The organism is Vannielia litorea, from assembly GCF_018424695.1.
Lineage (GTDB): Bacteria > Pseudomonadota > Alphaproteobacteria > Rhodobacterales > Rhodobacteraceae > Vannielia > Vannielia litorea_A.
This window is the reverse complement of the sequence record NZ_QTNQ01000012.1, coordinates 36,549-53,609: the sequence shown is the minus strand read 5'-3', so window position 1 is coordinate 53,609 and position 17,061 is coordinate 36,549. Positions and strand designations below refer to the sequence as shown.

Below are 17,061 nucleotides of genomic sequence, written 5' to 3'. Positions count from 1 at the left end.
GGTCACGGCGATCATTAGGCCGAGGGCTCAGGCTCCATCCCGCCGCCGCCCTTGCGGGGTTTGGTTTTGGGAACGGCCGTCAGCGAGGGTTTGTCATCCTGTCCGCCGCCCGGTGATGCACCGGTATCGTCATCGTCGCCCCGGTTCAGCGGCTCGCCTGCGATCACACGAGTGATCTCGTTGCCCGTCAGGGTTTCATATTCCAGAAGGCCCTGTGCCAGCCGCTCGAGATCTTCCGACTTCTCGGTCAAAATCCGCTTGGCCGTTTCATAGCCCTCATCGACCAGCTCGCGCACCTTGTCGTCGATGAGCTTCTGCGTAATGCCAGAATGGTTGGTCTGGCCCTGATAGCTGCCAAGATGGCTCTGCTGCTCGTTGGCATAGTCGACATAGCCAAGTTCAGGGTCGAAGCCGAAGCGGGTCACCATGGCCCGCGCAATTCGCGTCACTTGCTGGATGTCCGAGGCCGCACCTGAGGTCACGTTTTCCGGGCCGAAGATCAGCTCTTCGGCCACGCGCCCGCCCATCGCCATGGCGATCTGGCTCTTGTACTTGGTGTAGCTCACCGAGAGCTGGTCACGCTCGGGAAGGCTGAGCACGAGGCCCAGCGCCCGACCACGGGGGATGATGGTGGCCTTGTGGATCGGGTCATGCTGCGGCACGTTCAGGCCCACCACCGCATGGCCAGCCTCGTGATAGGCGGTCAGCTTCTTCTCGTCCTCGGTCATGACCATGGAGCGGCGTTCGGCGCCCATCATCACCTTGTCCTTGGCGTTCTCGAAGTCTTCCATCGTCACGAAGCGACGGCCCACGCGGGCGGCCATAAGGGCAGACTCGTTAACCAGGTTCGCCAGATCGGCGCCCGAGAAGCCGGGTGTGCCACGGGCGATGATGCGCAGGTCCACGTCGGGTCCAAGCGGCACCTTGCGGGCATGCACGCCGAGAATCTTCTCGCGGCCCTTGATGTCGGGGTTCGGCACCTGCACCTGCCGGTCGAAACGACCGGGACGCAGCAGCGCCGGATCGAGCACGTCAGGCCGGTTGGTGGCCGCGACGATGATGATGCCCTCGTTGGCCTCAAAGCCGTCCATCTCTACCAGCAGCTGGTTCAGCGTCTGCTCTCGCTCGTCATTGCCGCCGCCGTAGCCCACACCACGGGAGCGGCCCACGGCATCGATCTCGTCGATGAAGACGATGCACGGCGCATTCTTCTTGGCCTGCTCGAACATGTCACGCACACGGCTTGCGCCCACGCCGACGAACATCTCAACGAAGTCCGAGCCCGAGATGGTAAAGAAGGGCACGCCCGCCTCGCCCGCGATGGCGCGCGCCAGCAGGGTTTTACCGGTGCCCGGAGGGCCCACCAGCAGCGCACCCTTGGGGATCTTGCCGCCAAGGCGCGAGAACTTCTGCGGGTTGCGAAGGAACTCGACGATCTCTTCCAGCTCTTCCTTGGCTTCGTCGATGCCCGCCACGTCATCGAAGGTGACACGGCCATGCTTCTCGGTCAGCAGCTTGGCCTTTGACTTGCCGAAGCCCATCGCCCCACCGCGCCCGCCGCCCTGCATCCGGTTCATCAGGAAGATCCAGATGCCGATCAGGATGATGAAAGGCAGCAGCGTTCCGATATAGGCGAGAAGCCCGTTCTGTTGCTGTGCCTTGGCCGAAACTTCGACGTCATTGGCGATCAGCACCTCGGTTGGGTCCACCTCGGGCGGAATGATCGTGGTGTAGGTGGTGTCATCCGTCGTGCGGACGCGCATTTCCTCACCGTCGATGGTGACTTCGGTCACCGAGCCCTCTTCGACCGCCTCGATGAAGTCGGAGTAGCTCAGGTTGCGAGACGACATGGTGGCATTGTCGCCGGAGAAGAGATTGAAGAGCGCAAGGATCAGAACGAACAGAACGACCCAGAACGCGATGTTGCGTGCGTTGCCCATCAGGCAGACACCTCCCGGAAAGCTAAAATGCCGCGCGGGCGCGGTTCAGCCCACAACATAGGGGTTTTTGCCGGGGGTTCAATCGGCACGGAGGGTGGAAACAAGGTGTTCCTGCCCGTGACAAAGCCGCGCGGTCCAGCCTTCGGGCCGTCCGGCCAGGGGTGCAGAGAGCAACCGTTCCCCCAACCAGAGCGCGGGAGAGGCCATGAGCGAGGGGCGCGGCAGGTCGGAGGCGCGCCAGTCTTCGCACTCCTCGAGTCCGATCGGCCCGAGCGCAGCCAAATGAGCGCCTTCGGGGGGCGTGGGGCCATGAAACTGCCAGCGCTTGTCCCATCGCATCGCGGGCGGCGTGGCAAGATCAGACACCGCCGCATACTCCCTTGAAACCCGCCAGATGGTGCCCTCGCTGGAAATACGGCAGCCGTGCAAAGTGCCCGCCTTTCCCGGTTCCAACTCATCGAGCATTGCGGTCAACGCTTCGAAACGCGGGCGGTAGACGGACGAGGATACCCAACAGAGTGCATGCGCGAATGCCCGCAGCAGGGTGTCGCGCGGCGCCGGAAACCGGTTCGGGTTCGGCATCAGGAGGTCGCCCTGCTCGACCCGGGCCCGAGTCAGGTAGGCGGCGGCGCTTTCATTCAGAGCGTCGCGGGCCATCGCCATCTGGTCTGCGGTTCTGACGAGTCGCTCCGGCGTGAGGCCTAGGCGTGCAAGCTCTTCTCCCATGCGGCGGGCCTTCACGCGGTCAAACCGCTCATCGTCGTTGGAAGGATCATCTGACCACCTGATCCCGCGCTCGCTCAGGAAGGCGCGAAGGTCCGCGCGGCGTGTGTCCAGCAAGGGGCGCAGCCAGGTGAGTCCCTGCGAGGCCTTGCGCCCTGCCATCGCCGCCAGCCCATCCACGCCCGATCCGCGCGCCAGGCGCATGAGCACGGTTTCGGCCTGATCGTCCAGCGTGTGGCCGAGGGCTATATGGTCCAGGTCGTTGCGCTCCGCCCAATCCGCAAGCAGGGCGCTCCGGGCAGAGCGGGCCTCGGCCTGGAGGTTGCCCTCACCGGCCCAGCCCTCCCAGGGTAGAATTTCATGCGGCACATCGAACTCTCGGCAAAGCCGCCCCGCCTGCGCCGCCTCTTCGGCGGAACTGGTGCGCAGCCGATGGTCTACGGTGGCGGCGCACAGCTCCACCTCAGGCAGCGCCTCTCGGGTCAGGATGAGCAGCGCGGTACTGTCCCCCCCGCCGGACAGGGCAATCCCCAACCGCCGCGGCGGATCGCCTGCAAAGAGGCGCGCATACGCGTCTGAAGCGGTCCGGAGGAGGCTCAACTGCACCCGATGGAACGGCGGGCGGCACCGGCATCGAAGGCCACGTCACTGTCGGGGAAGCGCACCTGCACCTCGCCAAGCGTCGTGCAGGCCTCCACGTTCTGGCCCAGATCGGCCAGCGAGGTGCCAAGCTTGAAGAGCGCGTCCGCCGCCATCGGCCCCTGTGGATCGGAGGAATAGCTCTCGAGGTAGGCGCGGGCGGCCTCGGGCACCTTCGACAGCTCATAGAGCGCTTCGCCGCGCCAGAAATGCGCGGCGCTGGTCAGCGGGCCACCCGGGTAGGATTGGGTAAAGGACGCAAAGAGGTCAACGGCGCTTTGAAAGCTACCGGAGTCGAGGGCCGCCTTCGCCCGGTCGAAATCGGCCTGCTCGGCCACGGCCATCGCGGGGCCGGTGGAGGGGGCGGTGGTGCCGCCGTTGCCGTTGTCGGGGGTGATCACAGCCTGCTGCCCGCCACCGCCGCTCGTCGCCGGGGCGGTGCCGCCAAGCGGTAGCGTTTCGCCAATATCACCAAAGTCGCAGCCCGGCTCGATCTCGCAGACGCGAAACTCGAGGTCACCGATCCGGTTCGTGCCATCGGTCACGACCCTGTCGATCTGGTTCTGCATCTCCTCGGTGCGCGATGTGAGGGCCTGAAGCTGGGCCTCGATCGCATTCACACGGTCCAGCACCGAGCCAGCCACCGCGCCGCCCGAAGCACCCTGCGTGGTGGAGAGCTCGCGCTTCAGCTCCTGCATCGACACGTAAACCGTTGCCAGTTCCTGCCGGATGTCAGCCAATGTTTCTGCATCCTGCGCCATCGCCGGGGCAGCGGCGAGGATCGATGCGAAGAGCGCGCCCCGTAGCCTCATGTCAGGATCCTGCACCCGCGGAGAGCACGGTCACCGAACGGCGGTTCTGGGAATAACAGGCCTCGGTCGAGCACACCTCGATCGGGCGCTCCTTGCCGTAGCTCACGGTGCGCAGCCGCGAGCCGGCCACGCCTTGTGAAATCAGGTATTCCTGCACCGCGTTGGCGCGGCGTGCGCCCAGCGCGAGGTTGTATTCGCGCGTGCCCTGCTCATCGGCATGGCCTTCCACGATGGCCGAGTAGGAGCTGTTCGTGTTCAGCCACTGCGCCTGCGCCGTCAGCGTTTGCTGCGCTTCGGGCGAAAGGGTGGATTGGTCTACGGCGAACAAGACCCTGTCTCCCACGCGCTGCGAGAAATACGCGGGCGAATTCGGGTTCGATGCAGGGTTGTTCGGGTCGTAGGCATCGGCGCCTACTGTCCCGTCGCCGCCTGCGCCATTCCCGAAGCGCCCCGGATCGGTACAGGCCGAAACCGCAACGGCCAGGGCGATCAGCCCGGATTTCACGAGGATCTTGTTCATCTCGACTGCCTCTCTCTCATGGTGCGCCCTCTCGCGGGCGCTTTCCTTTACGATGTCTATACCACCCCGGCCCGGGGTTGGGAAACACCTCTGTTACCGGGCAAAGCCGTTTGCCATCAGGGCAGAAGCGGTGACCAAGCCGGATCTGAGGCCGCGCCCGGGGTGGGCACGCGCTTCAGGTTGCGTCCCGAAATATCCACCGAATAGAGCGCGCTTTCCCCCCCTGCCCCGCTGCCCGAGCGGGTGAACATGATGACCCGGCCATTGGGGCTCCAGGTCGGGCCCTCGTCGAGGAAGCTTGCCGTCAATAGCCGCTCCTCGGAGCCGTCGGTGCGCATCACCCCGATGTGGAACCGGCCCTGATGCTGCTTGGTGAAGGCGATGAGGTCGCCACGCGGGCTCCAGACCGGCGTGCCGTAGCGGCCCTCGCCAAAGCTGATCCGCGTGGGCTCGCCGCCATTGGCCGGCATCTTGTAGAGCTGCTGGGTGCCGGAGCGGTCGCTCTCGAACACGATCTGTGTGCCGTCGGGTGAGTAGCTGGGTGCGGTTTCGATCGAGGGCGCGTTGGTGAGCGCTTGCGTGGTGCCGCCCGGCGAGTAGCGGTAGATGTCGGTGTTCCCGCCGCGCTCCAGCGAGAAGACAACCGTTTGCCCATCTGGCGCGAACCTCGGGGCGAAGGTCATGGTGCCCGGCTGATCTTCGAGGATGCGGCGCTGCACCGTGCCCACATCCATCACGTAGATCTTGGGAAAGCCGGTTTCATAGCTGGTATAAATCACCCGGTCGCCAGTGGGGGAGAAGCGCGGGGCCAGCACGATGGAGGCGCTGTTGGTGAGGTACTGAACGTTGGCGCCATCGTAATCCATCACCGCCAGCCGCTTTTGCCGGGCGTTCTTGGGGCCTTCCTCATGCACGAAGACAACGCGGCTGTCGAAATAGCCACCCTCGCCGGTGATCCGGGAATAGACCTGGTCGGCCACCTTATGCGCGATCCGGCGCCAGCTCGTGGTGGTGCCCCCGAGTTGCAGCCCGTCGCCAAGCGGTGCCTCGGAGAACACATCGAACAGGCGGAACTTCACGTTCACCCGCCCGCCTTCGGCTACCGAGACGGCACCGGTGATCAGCGCCTGCGCGTTGATCGCCTTCCAGTCGGCATATTGCACCGGAGCGTCGAAGTTGGAGACCGTCGAGATGAAGGAGTCGGGCGAGATCTGGCGAAACAGCCCCGTTCCCGCAAGGTCGGCGGCGACCACCTGGCTGAGTTGCGCGGCATATTCCTGCGCCGCCGCGTTCTCGGCGATGAAAACCGGGATCGCAAAAGGCAAGGGCTCTATCACGCCCTCGGTGATTTCGATCCGGAGCGGGCCATCCTGCGCGATTGCAGGGGTGATCCCGAGGGCAAGGGCCAGCCCCGCCAGAAGGTGCGTTAACTTTTTCATGCCGCTGTCATTCCTCGCATTTCACCGCTCATGAAGCCCTGCGGGCCTTCGTTATTCAATATCGGCGGCTTCCCGCCGCCCAAAAACCCGTGTCGCGCCGCTGACGGTGCCGCATTTTCCACCTGTTGCAACCTGCCACAGCATCATGACACTTCCATCCGACGTGGATCGAACGTCATCTCGATATGCTTCCAGGCGTCATATTGTTCCGCCGGAAGATCAAACCCGTCCTGGCTGCATCGCAGGATCGCCCGCCGCGCGGCCTCGTAGGCCTCCAGCGCGGCCGCCTCGCTGGTGCCGTCCCATGCGGTCATCTTCAGGCTGTCCGTCACCACTTTGCCGTCGCGACTCAACGAAAAGGCAACCGTCACAGAGGTAAGCGCTGCTACGGGAGAGAGGCTGCCCACGTTCCAGCATTGCGCCACCGGGATCATCTCGGCGCGGATCGGGGCGGGCACCTCGGCGGCGGCAGGGCCCACGGCGGCCAGCGATATCGCTGCGGCCCGGATCATTTGATCCTCATCTTCTCTGGATTGAAGACCATCTCGATCTCCGCCCATTCGCCGTATTTTTCCGCAGGCAGCGGGAAACCCCTCGCGCCGCAACGGATGATCGCGCGGCGTGCGGCTTCGAAGGCCTGGCGCACGGCATCGCCCGAGCCGCCCTCGGAGCCCACCATCCGGATCGAGCCGTTATCGGGTGTGCCATTCTCGTTCATCGAGACCAGCACCGTAACAGTCACGCGCAAGGCGTCGCTGGAGAGACTGCCCACGTTCCAGCACTGCTGCACCGCCACCCGCAGCGCATCCTTTTCGCCCGCGGTCATCGGTGGCCCGCTGCGCGCGGGCTGCGACGGGGCCGGCTCGGAGGCCGATTGACCTTCGCTCACAGCGTCGGCCACCGCATCGGCGATGGCGTCGGAGGTCTCCTGCGAGGTCTCCGCTCGGGCCGGTTCGGCCTCTTGCTCACGCCGGGCCGGTCGCGCCCTGGGGCGTGGCGAGCCGGTGGGGGCCAGCGCCACGACCTCGCCGCCCGAGGGCTCCTCAGCCTCGGTGACGATCTCGGTGTTGGCGGCTTCTGGCGCGGTATCTTCCTGCACCTCTTGCGCAGGCTCCTCCTCGGCGGGCGTGGGCTCGGCAGCCTCCGTCACCTCGGTATCCACCGCCGCGTCGGGCTCGGGCGGCTGGGCGGGCGTTGGGGCCACGCGTTGCGCCGGGCGTTCCTTGGGGCGCTTGGAGTTGTCGAGCACCAGGCTCGCGCCGGGGTTTTCATCTGGCGTTGCGCTTGGGGCCTCGGGCGCGGGCGGGGCGGTTTCCGTCACCTCGGCCTCAGGCAGCGGTTCCAGCGCAGAGGTGTCGGGCGCGGAATCGGGGGCAACCTCGGCGGTGCGCGGCGGAGGCGCCTCTGAGGGCTGCGGCTCGGTCTCCGGCGTGGGCGGCTCGGGCGTTTCGGGCTCGGCCACCTCGGGTGGTTCGGGCGTGTCGGGAGCCTCCGGCACTTCGGGGCCAGGCGTGGCCGGATCTGTCGCGTTCGACACCAGCGCCGCATACTCATCGCCCGAGATCATCGACACGTTGGTCACGGTTTCGGGCGGCGACTCCCAATGGAGCACGCCGCCGATCAGCGCCCAGCCGATCAGGCCGAGGTGCGCCCCGCCGGATATGATCGTGCTTGTGTCGAGTTTCTCGGGCATGAGCGCCCCCTACCCGTCCGACCCGTCGAGCGTCGGTCCGCCGGTGTCGGTCACCAAGCCGATGTTACCGAACCCGCCCGCATTGAGCGCGCCCATGATGCGCATGACCCGCTCATAGGGAATGGCCCCGTCGGCGCGGAGGAACACCTTGTCATCCGCCCGCTCGGCGGCAATCGCCCGCAGCCGGGTGATCAGCGCGGCCTCTTCCACTGGCGTCGTCTGAATAAGCGTCTCGCCTTCGGCAGTCAGCGTGATGGTCAGCGGCTCTTCCTGTTCGGAGGGCAGCGCCTGGGCCGCCGTTTCGGGTAGCTGGATCGGCACGCCCACCGTCAGCAGCGGCGCGGCGACCATGAAGATGATGAGCAGCACCAGCATCACATCGACAAAAGGCGTGACGTTGATCTCGCTCATCGCAGCGGCCCGGCCCCGCCCGCGCGATCTGCGCTTGCGATTGCCGCCGCCTGTGTTGATGACACCCGCGCCCATCTCAGCTGTCCAACTGGCGCGAAAGGATGGTGGCGAATTCGTCGGCGAAGCTCTCGTAGTTGCCGGCGATCCGGTCACTGTCCGCCGAGAGCTTGTTGTAGAAGATCACCGCCGGGATGGCCGCGAGCAGGCCGAGGCCGGTGGCCACCAGCGCTTCGGCGATGCCGGGCGCAACAACCGCAAGGTCGGTCGACTTTGAAATGGCGATCTCCTCGAAGGAGTTCTTGATCCCCCAGACTGTGCCGAAGAGGCCGACGAAGGGCGCGGTCGAGCCCACCGTGGCCAGGAACGGCAGGCCCTGGTTGAGCTTGTCGGTTTCCTTGGCAATCGCCACATCCATCGACCGGTCGATCCGCGCCTGCGCGCCCGCGATGAGCGCGCCGTCATCCCGGTGAGAGCGGCGCCATTCTATCATGCCAGAGGCAAATATCTTCTGGCTCGCGCCCTTTGGCTCGGTGCCGATCTGGTCGAACAGCTCGTCGAGCGGCTCGCCCGACCAGAACGCCCGATCGAAGCTGCCGGCCTCTGACCGGCGCAAACGATACATCATGATCTTTTCGATGATAATCTTCCACGACCAGAAAGACGCGATGATCAGCAGGATCATCACGATCTTCACGGTCAGGGTGGCGCGCATGAAAAGCGCGAGCAGGGAGAAGTCTATCTCCTGCGCCATAGCAGCTGTTTCGGAACCCATGTGCCTACGTTCCCGCCTCTTTGTTTTGTCGCTCCCGGAGGAGCCGCCCGATAGGGGCCGATCTGTCGTCGGCCTTCTGGCGTGAACTATACAGTTCCGAAAGCGCAAAAGCCAACACCATCGCGTGAGCAGCGGGCGATGGCGGAGGCCCGCGCAGGGATGCAACAGCCGCAGCAAGGCTTCCCTTGCGTCAAAACGGCGTTCGGGATCATACTTGGCGCGCCGGGCGCGGATTTCGCCGCAGAGCAGGCCCGGGGCTTCATTTTTCTGCACGTCCCGCAAGAGGCGGCAGGCTCGGTATTTCCACGGAGGGCCACTGCCATAGACAGCCACCCTGCACCCCCACCCATCCTGCGCGGCCAGCTTTCGGCTGCGATGTTTCCGGCAGCGTCCCGCGTCAATTCGTGGCGCGAGCATTTTGCAGAGCAATTTCTGCGCCTCGACATCGACCCGCTGGATGATGCGCCGTTTCGCTTTGACGTGGATCTTCTGGCCCTCCCCGGCCTCACGCTGTCTTCCGGCTCTGTCAGCGCGATGCGCTGCGCCCGGACCAAACGCCTGCTTGAGGACGACAACGATGACCTTATCTTGCTGATCCCGCAGCGCGGCCAGATGGAGTTGCGCGAACGTGGCCATAGCGTGGAGTTCGGGCCCGGCGACGCGATGGTGCGCCACAGTTCGGAAGTTGCCGAAACAGTGTCGACGGCGGGCGATTTCCTGACATTGAGCATCTCGCGCAGCGCCTTGGCGACGCAGGTAGGCGACCTTGGACGGCTCGGATTTGCCGTGATCCCGGGGCAGACGCCGGCACTCGGGCTTCTCGAAGGCTACCTTCGCATGCTGCTCTCAGGCGCCCTCCTGCCCGAGGAAACCGGCCCCGGTGCGCTGGACGCAGCCCATATGGCGGTGCGGCACGTGCAGGAGCTTGCGGGGCTCGTTCTTGGAGGCAGCCGGGATCACTGGCAAATTGCCTCGGCGCCCGGCGGCGGGCTCACGGCGGCGCGCATCGCGGCAATCACCTCGGAGATCGAACGCCACGCAACCGAACCGGATTTCGGAATCGATACAGTCGCGCGCCACCTCCAGCTTTCACCCGGCCATATCCGCAAACTGCTTGCGTCGGAGGGGCAGAGCTTTTCCACTCGACTGCGCAACGTCCGGCTCGAACGTGCCATGGCAGCCTTGCGGCACAGCCCAGACACCGCGATCACCGATGTCGCGCTCGCTTGCGGTTTTGGCGATATTTCCTACTTCAACCGCTGCTTCAAGGGTCGCTTCGGAATGACACCTGGCGAGGCGCGCCACGGGCAGTGATGCAAGAAATGACCCCGCCCAAAGCAATCTCGGGCGGGGCAGATGGCAAAGGCGTCACGTCACTCACCCGGCGTCAAAGGCCGAGCCGCTCCGCCTCCTTGGGGGCCTGCTTTTTCAAGAGATCGAAGAAAGCGTATTGGGTCAGAATGTTGATGGCCTTCAATTCGTTGAAGAACTCTGAATCGCTCTTCTGATAGGCCTTCTGGGCTTCAAAATAAGCCTTGTACTGGGCCGAGACCTCGGGATCGATCGAGGCCTTGGTGTAGGCGCTGCTCACCTTGGCCTCGACCTGTGCCTTGTCGCCAGCGTCCATCTCGGCGATCTGGTGGCCAAGGTCCACCAACTCGGAAATCTTGGCTTCCTTCATCGCCATGAAGTCAGCCCTGATATCCTCGATGGGGGGCGTGCCCTCCACCATCTTCGCGGTTTCAGCCAACGCATCCAGCCAGATCTGGCCTACCTTCTCCCCCACTTCCGAAGGATCGGCTGCGACCGGCTGGCTGATGAACAACAGTGCGGCGGAGGCTGCGGCGATCAATGTGCGGCGAGACAGGTAAAGCATGGGTTGGTCCTCGAAAATGCAATATGTCCCGAAGTCTACTTGCCCCGCCGAAAGATGGCTTGGACAGAACGCGCCTGCGCACTTGGACAGATTGCGCCCGGAGCGCGCCGCGAAAAAGAACTGCCGAAAATGCTCGATAGCCGCTTTTCCCGGCCCGGTGGCGGTTATATGGTGCGCGCCAATCAAGAAGGGGCAGCGGCTGCGGTGACGCGCGGCCAGAAGGGCAAGGGCCATGGCGCATATCATCGTCGTCGGCAACGAGAAGGGCGGGTCTGGCAAGTCCACGACCTCCATGCATATTTCCACCGCACTGGCACGGATGGGCAAGAAGGTTGGTGCCCTCGATCTCGATCTGCGTCAGCGCAGCTTTGCCCGTTACCTCGATAACCGCAGGGTCTTTGCCGAAAGCCAGGGGCTTGAGCTTGCCGGGCCGGTGCTGCGCGAGTTGCCGCAAGTCGATCAGTCCAGCCTCGAAGACGGCGAGAACATCTATGACCGCAGGCTCTCGGCAGCGGTGGCCGGGCTGGACCGTGACATGGATTACATCCTGATCGACTGCCCCGGCTCCCATACCCGCCTGAGCCAGGTGGCGCACTCGCTGGCCGACACCCTTGTCACCCCTCTGAACGACAGCTTCGTGGACTTTGACCTGCTGGCCCGGATCGACCCGGCCTCGGGCAAGATCCTGGGGCCGTCCGTCTATTCAGAGATGGTATGGTCCGCCCGTCAGGTGCGTGCCCAGGCCGGCCTGCAGCCGATCGACTGGCTGGTTGTGCGCAACCGGCTCGGGCCGCAGGCGATGCACAACAAGAAAAAGATGGGCGACGCGCTCGAAAAGCTCTCCCGGCGCATCGGGTTTCGCGCGGCGGCAGGCTTCTCGGAGCGCGTGATCTTCCGCGAACTTTTTCCGCGGGGGCTGACGCTGCTCGACCTTGGCGACGTTGGTGTTGAGCGGCTCAACATCTCTAACGTCGCGGCCCGGCAGGAGCTGCGCGACCTCATCACAAACCTTCGGCTTCCGGGTGTGACAGCGGATTTCTGAGGCGTCTACTTACCGGCGCCTGCACAGGTCATCCGGCGCTAGGCGCGGCCTTCCCCCACAGCCGCCTGGATTGCAGCGAAGAGATCGCCCCCCTCGCCTTTGGCGGTCGCCAGCTTGGGCGCCGTGATCTCCGCCTGCACGGCGGCCATGATATCGGCGGCCTGCGTCGGGTCCTGACGTCCGGCAAGGGTGCTTTCTTTCTTCACCGGCTTCGGGCCTGCGAGTTTTTCAGGGATGCCGCGGCCCGACAGGGGGCGTTTCAGCCCGCCGCTGTCGAGCGCAGCGAAGTCGTCGATGCCGTCACGGCGCGCGGTGTAAGTCCCGGTTTCCTCAGACCGACGACCCAGCGCGAGCACCTCGCGCATCACCGCGGTACCAGTGGAGCCATCGGCCATCTCGGGGCCATAGGCCGGGATGAAAACAAGGCCGGTGGCCGGATCGATTTCGAAGTCGCGCGACCCGCTCACTTCCGGCGCGATCTCTTCAGCCTCCGGCGCGATCACCTCCGCCCCTGCGTCGCGGGGTTTGACATGCCGTGCCCGGGCGAAGCCGATCATGGCCAGAAGCACGGCAATGGTGCCGCCCATGCCAAGGATCATCGGCTGCTCCAGGTCGGGCGCGCGGGCCAGCGCAAGCTCCCGCGCCGCGCGGAACGGCGCGATTGTCAGGAATGTCTCGTCCAGAACACGGCCGTTCTCGGCAAAGGCATCAAACACAAGAGGCCGGTAGAGGCCGGCACTGGCTGCCCGCCCTGCGACGGAAATGATGGGCCCCACCGCGCCTTCGCCGTCGATCTGGGCGACAAGGGTGTTCACCTCGGTCTCGCCGATGGTGTCGCCGCCCGGCCCCTGATCGAAGAGCAGAACACCCTGTGCGCCGCCTTCGGTGCTCTCGGCACCCTCGGCATAGATCGGGATCATCACGCCCACATAGTCTGCGCCCCCGGCGGGGTTCGGCGCGACGAGATCATATTGCATCGACAGGTCAAGCTGGCCTTTCACGTGCACTTCGTCAAAGGCGTGGATGTGCACAGCGCGGTCGAAAGCCTCGATTGCCACCGCCTCCGGCTGCGGAGCCCGGGCAAGCGCCTCCATCTCCCGGCTCTCGTGCAATTCCTCGAGCAGGAGCCAGCCGCACAGGCCGAATGCACCGATCCCGGCCAAAAGAAACGGCCAGGCCAGCGCAGCAAAAAGTCGGTTAAGGCCACCCATGGATCGCCCCTCGCATTACCCCTCATTGTTGCCCATCAAGCTACAAAGCTGTGGCGGCAATGCGGCGCGATGGCGAAAACAGCGGGGCGTTTCGGCCCAAACGCATCCATTCCGGGCCCAAACCTCAGGTGGGTACGGCGGTTGTCTTGAAAACGGTGCGCAGCGCGAAACTCGATTGCATGCCCTGCACACCGGGCAGGCGGGCAAGATACTGGCGATGGATACGGGCGAAGTCTTCGGTGTCTTCGGCGATCACCTTCAGGAGGTAATCCGCCGCCCCGCCCAGAAGGTGGCACTCAAGCACGGCAGGCACCCGCGCCACGGCCTTCTCGAACCCGTCGAGGATGTCATCTGTCTGCCCCGCCAGCTTGATCTCGACAAAAACGGTGGTGGCCAACCCCAGCTTGCGGGCATCCAGCAGCGCGACGTAATCACGTATCACCTCAGCCTTCTCCAGCCGCTGCACCCGGCGATGGCACGCCGAGGGAGATAGATTCACGGCCTCGGCCAATTCTGCCGAAGTCATTCGCCCGCGCCGTTGCAGGGCGCCCAGAATCCTGCGGTCAGTTTCGTCAATTTCCGCTTCCACGCAAAATTCCCCCACCAAGCCGCAAATCGGCGCCGCTATGTGTGCGTGAGGCTGGCCTGAAGAGGTCAAAATGTCAAAGCAGTTGCATGCAGGTCGTGGCACGATGAGGGCAGAAAAGGGGAGGATGACCCATGCTGATCGGATGTCCGAAGGAAGTTAAGGCACAGGAATACCGCGTTGGGCTCACACCTGCCGCGGCGCAGGAAGCCGTGGCCCATGGCCATGAGGTGGTTGTGGAATCGGGCGCCGGGGCCGGGGCCGGGTTTTCAGATGCAGATTATGAAGCTGCAGGCGCGCAGCTGGCAGCCACGGCGGAGGACGTCTTCGCCGACGCCGAGATGATCGTGAAGGTGAAGGAACCGCAGGCTGCCGAGCGGGCCTTGCTGCGCGAGGGTCAGATCCTCTTTACCTATCTCCACCTCGCACCCGACCCTGAACAGACGAAAGACCTGCTCGAAAGCGGCGTGACCGCCATCGCCTACGAAACGGTGACCGACCGCAACGGCGCCCTGCCCCTGCTCGCGCCGATGAGCGAGGTGGCCGGAAAGCTCGCGCCGCAGGTCGGCGCCTGGGCGCTGCAAAAGGCCAATGGAGGCCGGGGCGTGCTGATGGGCGGCGTGCCCGGTGTTGGGCCGGCGGAGGTCGTTGTGATCGGTGGCGGCGTCGTCGGCACACAGGCCGCCCGCGTGGCCGCTGGCATGGGCGCACAGGTCACCGTGCTTGACCGCTCACTGCCCCGCTTGCGTTACCTTGACGATGCCTTCCGCGGCGAGTTTTCCACCCGCTATGCCAGCGCGGCCACCACCGCCGAACTGGTCGCGCGGGCCGACATGGTGGTGGGGGCGGTGCTCATTCCCGGCGCTGCGGCACCCAAACTGGTCAGCCGGGCCGAGCTTTCGGGCATGAAGCCCGGCGCGGTGCTGGTGGATGTGGCAATTGACCAGGGCGGCTGTTTCGAAACCTCGAAAGCCACAACGCATGATGACCCGATCTACGAGATTGACGGCGTTGTGCACTACTGCGTTGCGAATATGCCCGGCGCCGTGCCACGCACCTCCACCATCGCCCTCGGAAACGCCACCCTGCCCTTCGTCATCGCGCTGGCCGATCACGGCTGGAAAGAGGCCTGCGCCGCCGACGAGCACCTCTTGGCGGGCCTCAACACCCACGCCGGGCGGCTGACGAACTACGCCGTGGGCCGCGCCCTGGGGATCGATGTGCTGTCGCCTTCGCTCGCGCTGAAGCACTGACGGACCGGCTTTTGCCTTCGCCCTAGGAGAGGGCCGAGCGAAAGGCACGCGGGCTCACACCGGCCTCCCGGGTGAACACACGGGAGAAATGCGCCGGGTCGGCATAGCCCAGCCGAAAGGCGACCTGCTGGACCGGCAGGTTGGTATAGGTCAGCAGCCGTCGTGCCTCGCGGTGGCTGCGGGCTGCGATGAGGGCACTGACCGGCTGACCGCAGGCCTCACGGGTGATCCGGCTGAGGTGCTGCGGGCTGACGGCCAACTCGCGGGCCACCTCTGCCACCGGGAGCCGCTCGGCAAACCGTGCCTCGATGAGCGTCTCCAGCCTGCGAAACAGCGGGTGCCCTCCTGCCTCCCCGGCCGCTGAGCGGCGGGCCATGTGCCGCGCCGCCAGTGCCAGAATTTGCCCCGCCAGCATCCGGAGCATCTGCGCGCGGGCAAAACTGCGGCCTTCGTATTCCGCGAAGATCTCGCGCATGGGGCCGGCAAGCGCCTCTGCGCCCGGCTCCACACGGGGCTGGCGCAACTCGGCCCAAAGCCCCTCGGCGGGCCGCAGACTTTGATCCACGAGATCGGCGGGGAGTGTCAGCACCCAGCCCTCCGTGCCCGGATCGAACCGGAATCCATGCACCGCCCCTGCGGGCATGTTCACCACGACCCAAGGGCCCAGCGCCCTTTCTTCTTCCTCCACCAAGGCGACGCCACCGCCCGAGGCCAGAAGCAGCACCTGATGGAGCCGGGCGTGACGATGCGGCGAGAGCTGCCAATCATGCAGCACCGAACGCGCAGCAATGGTCTCGCAATGCACCACGTCCGCCATTTCATCGGTCTCGCCGAAGAGATTGTAGCTGGTGATGCCGCCCGTGCGCTTCATGTTCGAAATATACAAGTCTTCGCGCGAGCCGTCCATTCGGCCCCGCAGGAATTCGGGCCATGGTAAGAAACCGAATATGGGAGGAAACATCATGCGCACCCAGGTTGCCATCATCGGCGGCGGCCCTTCCGGCCTTCTGCTTTCGCAGCTCCTGCACAAGAAGGGCATTGCCAGCGTGGTTCTGGAGCGCCGCTCGCGCGAATACGTTCTGGGCCGCATCCGCGCCGGCATCCTTGAAACCGGCTTCGTGAATCTGATGCGTGAGGCGGGCGTCGGCGCGCGGATGGACGAGGAGAGCTTCGTCCATGACGGCACGGTGATTTCCTACGGCGAAGAGGAATTCGCCATCAGTTTCAAGGAACACACCGGCACCTCCGTCATCGTCTATGGCCAGACCGAGGTGACCCGCGATCTCTACGATGCCTGCCAGGCCAATGAGGGGCGCGTGATCACCGAAGTGTCCGGGGTGATGCCGCATGACATGAAAACAGACGCGCCCTATGTGACCTTCATGAAGGACGGCAAGGTTGTGCGGCTCGATTGCGATTACATCGCCGGGTGTGATGGCTTCCACGGCGTGTCGCGCCAGCAGATCCCGGAGGAGTCGCGGCGTGAATATGAAAAGACCTATCCGTTCGGCTGGCTCGGCGTCCTTTCGGAAACGCCGCCGGTGCACGAGGAACTGATCTATGCCAATTCCGAGCGCGGCTTTGCGCTCTGCTCCATGCGCAACGAGAATCTCTCGCGCTACTACGTACAGTGCCCACTGGCCGACAAGCCCGAAGACTGGTCCGACGAGCGCTTCTGGGAAGAGCTGAAGCGCCGTATCCCCACGCATTATGCCGAGAAGCTGGTGACTGGCCCCTCGATCGAAAAATCCATTGCGCCCCTGCGCAGCTTCGTCTGCGAACCCATGCGCTGGGGCCGCCTGTTCCTGTGCGGGGACGCGGCCCATATCGTGCCGCCCACCGGCGCGAAGGGGCTCAACACAGCCGCCTCGGACATTCATTACCTCTATGAAGGTCTGGTCCAGTTTTATGAAGAAAAGGATAAGGAGGGGCTCGACAGCTACTCCGAGAAGGCGCTGGCGCGGATCTGGAAGGCCGAGCGTTTCAGCTGGTGGATGACGACGCTGCTGCATCGCTTTCCGGATCAAACGGAGTTCGACCTCAAGATTCAGCGGGCCGATCTGGAGTTTCTGCGCTCCAACGATGCGGCGCAGAAAGTCCTGGCCGAAAACTACGTGGGCCTGCCCTATTGAGGGGCGCGAGGC

General features: G+C 64.9%; 17 protein-coding genes. 4 read left to right on the top strand and 13 right to left on the bottom strand.

Annotated elements, in window-relative coordinates; translation table 11 throughout:
• Nucleotides 1-14 precede the first annotated feature (14 nt).
• The 9 genes from ftsH to tolQ form a co-directional block, all read right to left on the bottom strand.
• Nucleotides 15-1,940, bottom strand: coding sequence for an ATP-dependent zinc metalloprotease FtsH (gene ftsH / locus DYI42_RS06605; RefSeq protein WP_213545139.1), 1,926 nt, complete (start codon nt 1,938-1,940; stop codon nt 15-17).
• Nucleotides 1,941-2,018: 78 nt separating this feature from the next.
• The gene (gene tilS, locus DYI42_RS06600) at nt 2,019-3,197 is read right to left on the bottom strand and encodes a tRNA lysidine(34) synthetase TilS (RefSeq protein ID WP_244867640.1); all 1,179 of its coding nucleotides are present in this window, start codon (nt 3,195-3,197) and stop codon (nt 2,019-2,021) included.
• A 62-nt stretch (nt 3,198-3,259) separates the two neighbouring features.
• On the bottom strand, nt 3,260-4,114 hold the full coding sequence (gene ybgF / locus DYI42_RS06595; RefSeq protein WP_213545137.1) for a tol-pal system protein YbgF: 855 nt from the start codon (nt 4,112-4,114) through the stop codon (nt 3,260-3,262).
• Nucleotide 4,115: 1 nt separating this feature from the next.
• A complete protein-coding gene (gene pal / locus DYI42_RS06590) occupies nt 4,116-4,634 on the bottom strand; it encodes a peptidoglycan-associated lipoprotein Pal (RefSeq protein ID WP_213545136.1) in 519 nt (172 codons plus the stop codon).
• Between the two features lie 116 nt (nt 4,635-4,750).
• Complete coding sequence (tolB, locus tag DYI42_RS06585; RefSeq protein ID WP_213545135.1) at nt 4,751-6,073, bottom strand: Tol-Pal system beta propeller repeat protein TolB; 1,323 nt, start codon at nt 6,071-6,073, stop codon at nt 4,751-4,753.
• Between the two features lie 143 nt (nt 6,074-6,216).
• Nucleotides 6,217-6,585 (bottom strand): hypothetical protein, encoded by a 369-nt coding sequence (locus tag DYI42_RS06580; protein ID WP_213545134.1) that lies wholly within the window; start codon nt 6,583-6,585, stop codon nt 6,217-6,219.
• Complete coding sequence (locus DYI42_RS06575) at nt 6,582-7,766, bottom strand: hypothetical protein (RefSeq protein ID WP_213545133.1); 1,185 nt, start codon at nt 7,764-7,766, stop codon at nt 6,582-6,584. Before DYI42_RS06575 ends, DYI42_RS06580 begins: the two co-directional genes overlap by 4 nt.
• A gap of 9 nt (nt 7,767-7,775) precedes the next feature.
• A complete protein-coding gene (tolR, locus tag DYI42_RS06570; RefSeq protein WP_213545132.1) occupies nt 7,776-8,252 on the bottom strand; it encodes a protein TolR in 477 nt (158 codons plus the stop codon).
• A gap of 1 nt (nt 8,253) precedes the next feature.
• Complete coding sequence (gene tolQ / locus DYI42_RS06565; protein WP_213545131.1) at nt 8,254-8,949, bottom strand: protein TolQ; 696 nt, start codon at nt 8,947-8,949, stop codon at nt 8,254-8,256.
• A 159-nt stretch (nt 8,950-9,108) separates the two neighbouring features.
• Between tolQ and DYI42_RS06560 the strand changes: the two genes are divergently transcribed.
• Complete coding sequence (locus DYI42_RS06560) at nt 9,109-10,263, top strand: AraC family transcriptional regulator (RefSeq protein ID WP_213545130.1); 1,155 nt, start codon at nt 9,109-9,111, stop codon at nt 10,261-10,263.
• Between the two features lie 73 nt (nt 10,264-10,336).
• On the opposite strand, the gene DYI42_RS06555 is transcribed toward DYI42_RS06560, so the two are convergent.
• Entirely contained in the window at nt 10,337-11,059 is a 723-nt protein-coding gene (locus DYI42_RS06555) for a hypothetical protein (protein WP_213545129.1), read from the bottom strand.
• Here DYI42_RS06555 and DYI42_RS06550 point away from each other — a divergent pair.
• Nucleotides 11,058-11,867, top strand: a complete 810-nt coding sequence (locus tag DYI42_RS06550; RefSeq protein ID WP_213545128.1) for a division plane positioning ATPase MipZ — start codon at nt 11,058-11,060, stop codon at nt 11,865-11,867. The genes DYI42_RS06555 and DYI42_RS06550 overlap by 2 nt on opposite strands.
• A gap of 38 nt (nt 11,868-11,905) precedes the next feature.
• On the opposite strand, the gene DYI42_RS06545 is transcribed toward DYI42_RS06550, so the two are convergent.
• Both DYI42_RS06545 and DYI42_RS06540 read right to left on the bottom strand, forming a co-directional pair.
• Nucleotides 11,906-13,078 carry a hypothetical protein gene (locus tag DYI42_RS06545; RefSeq protein WP_213545127.1) on the bottom strand — a complete coding sequence of 391 codons (1,173 nt, stop codon included), beginning with the start codon at nt 13,076-13,078 and terminating at the stop codon, nt 11,906-11,908.
• Nucleotides 13,079-13,202: 124 nt separating this feature from the next.
• Nucleotides 13,203-13,667 carry an Lrp/AsnC family transcriptional regulator gene (locus tag DYI42_RS06540; RefSeq protein ID WP_213545126.1) on the bottom strand — a complete coding sequence of 155 codons (465 nt, stop codon included), beginning with the start codon at nt 13,665-13,667 and terminating at the stop codon, nt 13,203-13,205.
• A 131-nt stretch (nt 13,668-13,798) separates the two neighbouring features.
• On the opposite strand from DYI42_RS06540, the gene ald reads away from it, so the two are divergent.
• Nucleotides 13,799-14,917, top strand: coding sequence for an alanine dehydrogenase (gene ald, locus DYI42_RS06535; RefSeq protein WP_213545125.1), 1,119 nt, complete (start codon nt 13,799-13,801; stop codon nt 14,915-14,917).
• A 22-nt stretch (nt 14,918-14,939) separates the two neighbouring features.
• Here ald and DYI42_RS06530 read toward each other — a convergent pair whose 3' ends face one another.
• A complete protein-coding gene (locus DYI42_RS06530) occupies nt 14,940-15,788 on the bottom strand; it encodes a helix-turn-helix domain-containing protein (protein WP_244867638.1) in 849 nt (282 codons plus the stop codon).
• A gap of 91 nt (nt 15,789-15,879) precedes the next feature.
• Between DYI42_RS06530 and pobA the strand changes: the two genes are divergently transcribed.
• A complete protein-coding gene (pobA, locus tag DYI42_RS06525; RefSeq protein ID WP_213545123.1) occupies nt 15,880-17,049 on the top strand; it encodes a 4-hydroxybenzoate 3-monooxygenase in 1,170 nt (389 codons plus the stop codon).
• The last annotated feature ends 12 nt before the right edge of the window (nt 17,050-17,061 follow it).

What these genes read in the sequence shown, in the direction of transcription:
- ftsH (WP_213545139.1), bottom strand. Translation starts at nt 1,940, where the DNA reads ATGGGCAACGCACGCAACATCGCGTTCTGGGTCGTTCTGTTCGTTCTG.
- ybgF (WP_213545137.1), bottom strand. Translation starts at nt 4,114, where the DNA reads ATGAGGCTACGGGGCGCGCTCTTCGCATCGATCCTCGCCGCTGCCCCG.
- pal (WP_213545136.1), bottom strand. Translation starts at nt 4,634, where the DNA reads ATGAACAAGATCCTCGTGAAATCCGGGCTGATCGCCCTGGCCGTTGCG.
- tolB (WP_213545135.1), bottom strand. Translation starts at nt 6,073, where the DNA reads ATGAAAAAGTTAACGCACCTTCTGGCGGGGCTGGCCCTTGCCCTCGGG.
- DYI42_RS06580 (WP_213545134.1), bottom strand. Translation starts at nt 6,585, where the DNA reads ATGATCCGGGCCGCAGCGATATCGCTGGCCGCCGTGGGCCCTGCCGCC.
- DYI42_RS06575 (WP_213545133.1), bottom strand. Translation starts at nt 7,766, where the DNA reads ATGCCCGAGAAACTCGACACAAGCACGATCATATCCGGCGGGGCGCAC.
- tolR (WP_213545132.1), bottom strand. Translation starts at nt 8,252, where the DNA reads ATGGGCGCGGGTGTCATCAACACAGGCGGCGGCAATCGCAAGCGCAGA.
- tolQ (WP_213545131.1), bottom strand. Translation starts at nt 8,949, where the DNA reads ATGGGTTCCGAAACAGCTGCTATGGCGCAGGAGATAGACTTCTCCCTG.
- DYI42_RS06560 (WP_213545130.1), top strand. Translation starts at nt 9,109, where the DNA reads ATGCAACAGCCGCAGCAAGGCTTCCCTTGCGTCAAAACGGCGTTCGGG.
- DYI42_RS06550 (WP_213545128.1), top strand. Translation starts at nt 11,058, where the DNA reads ATGGCGCATATCATCGTCGTCGGCAACGAGAAGGGCGGGTCTGGCAAG.
- DYI42_RS06555 (WP_213545129.1), bottom strand. Translation starts at nt 11,059, where the DNA reads ATGGCCCTTGCCCTTCTGGCCGCGCGTCACCGCAGCCGCTGCCCCTTC.
- DYI42_RS06545 (WP_213545127.1), bottom strand. Translation starts at nt 13,078, where the DNA reads ATGGGTGGCCTTAACCGACTTTTTGCTGCGCTGGCCTGGCCGTTTCTT.
- ald (WP_213545125.1), top strand. Translation starts at nt 13,799, where the DNA reads ATGCTGATCGGATGTCCGAAGGAAGTTAAGGCACAGGAATACCGCGTT.
- DYI42_RS06530 (WP_244867638.1), bottom strand. Translation starts at nt 15,788, where the DNA reads ATGAAGCGCACGGGCGGCATCACCAGCTACAATCTCTTCGGCGAGACC.
- pobA (WP_213545123.1), top strand. Translation starts at nt 15,880, where the DNA reads ATGCGCACCCAGGTTGCCATCATCGGCGGCGGCCCTTCCGGCCTTCTG.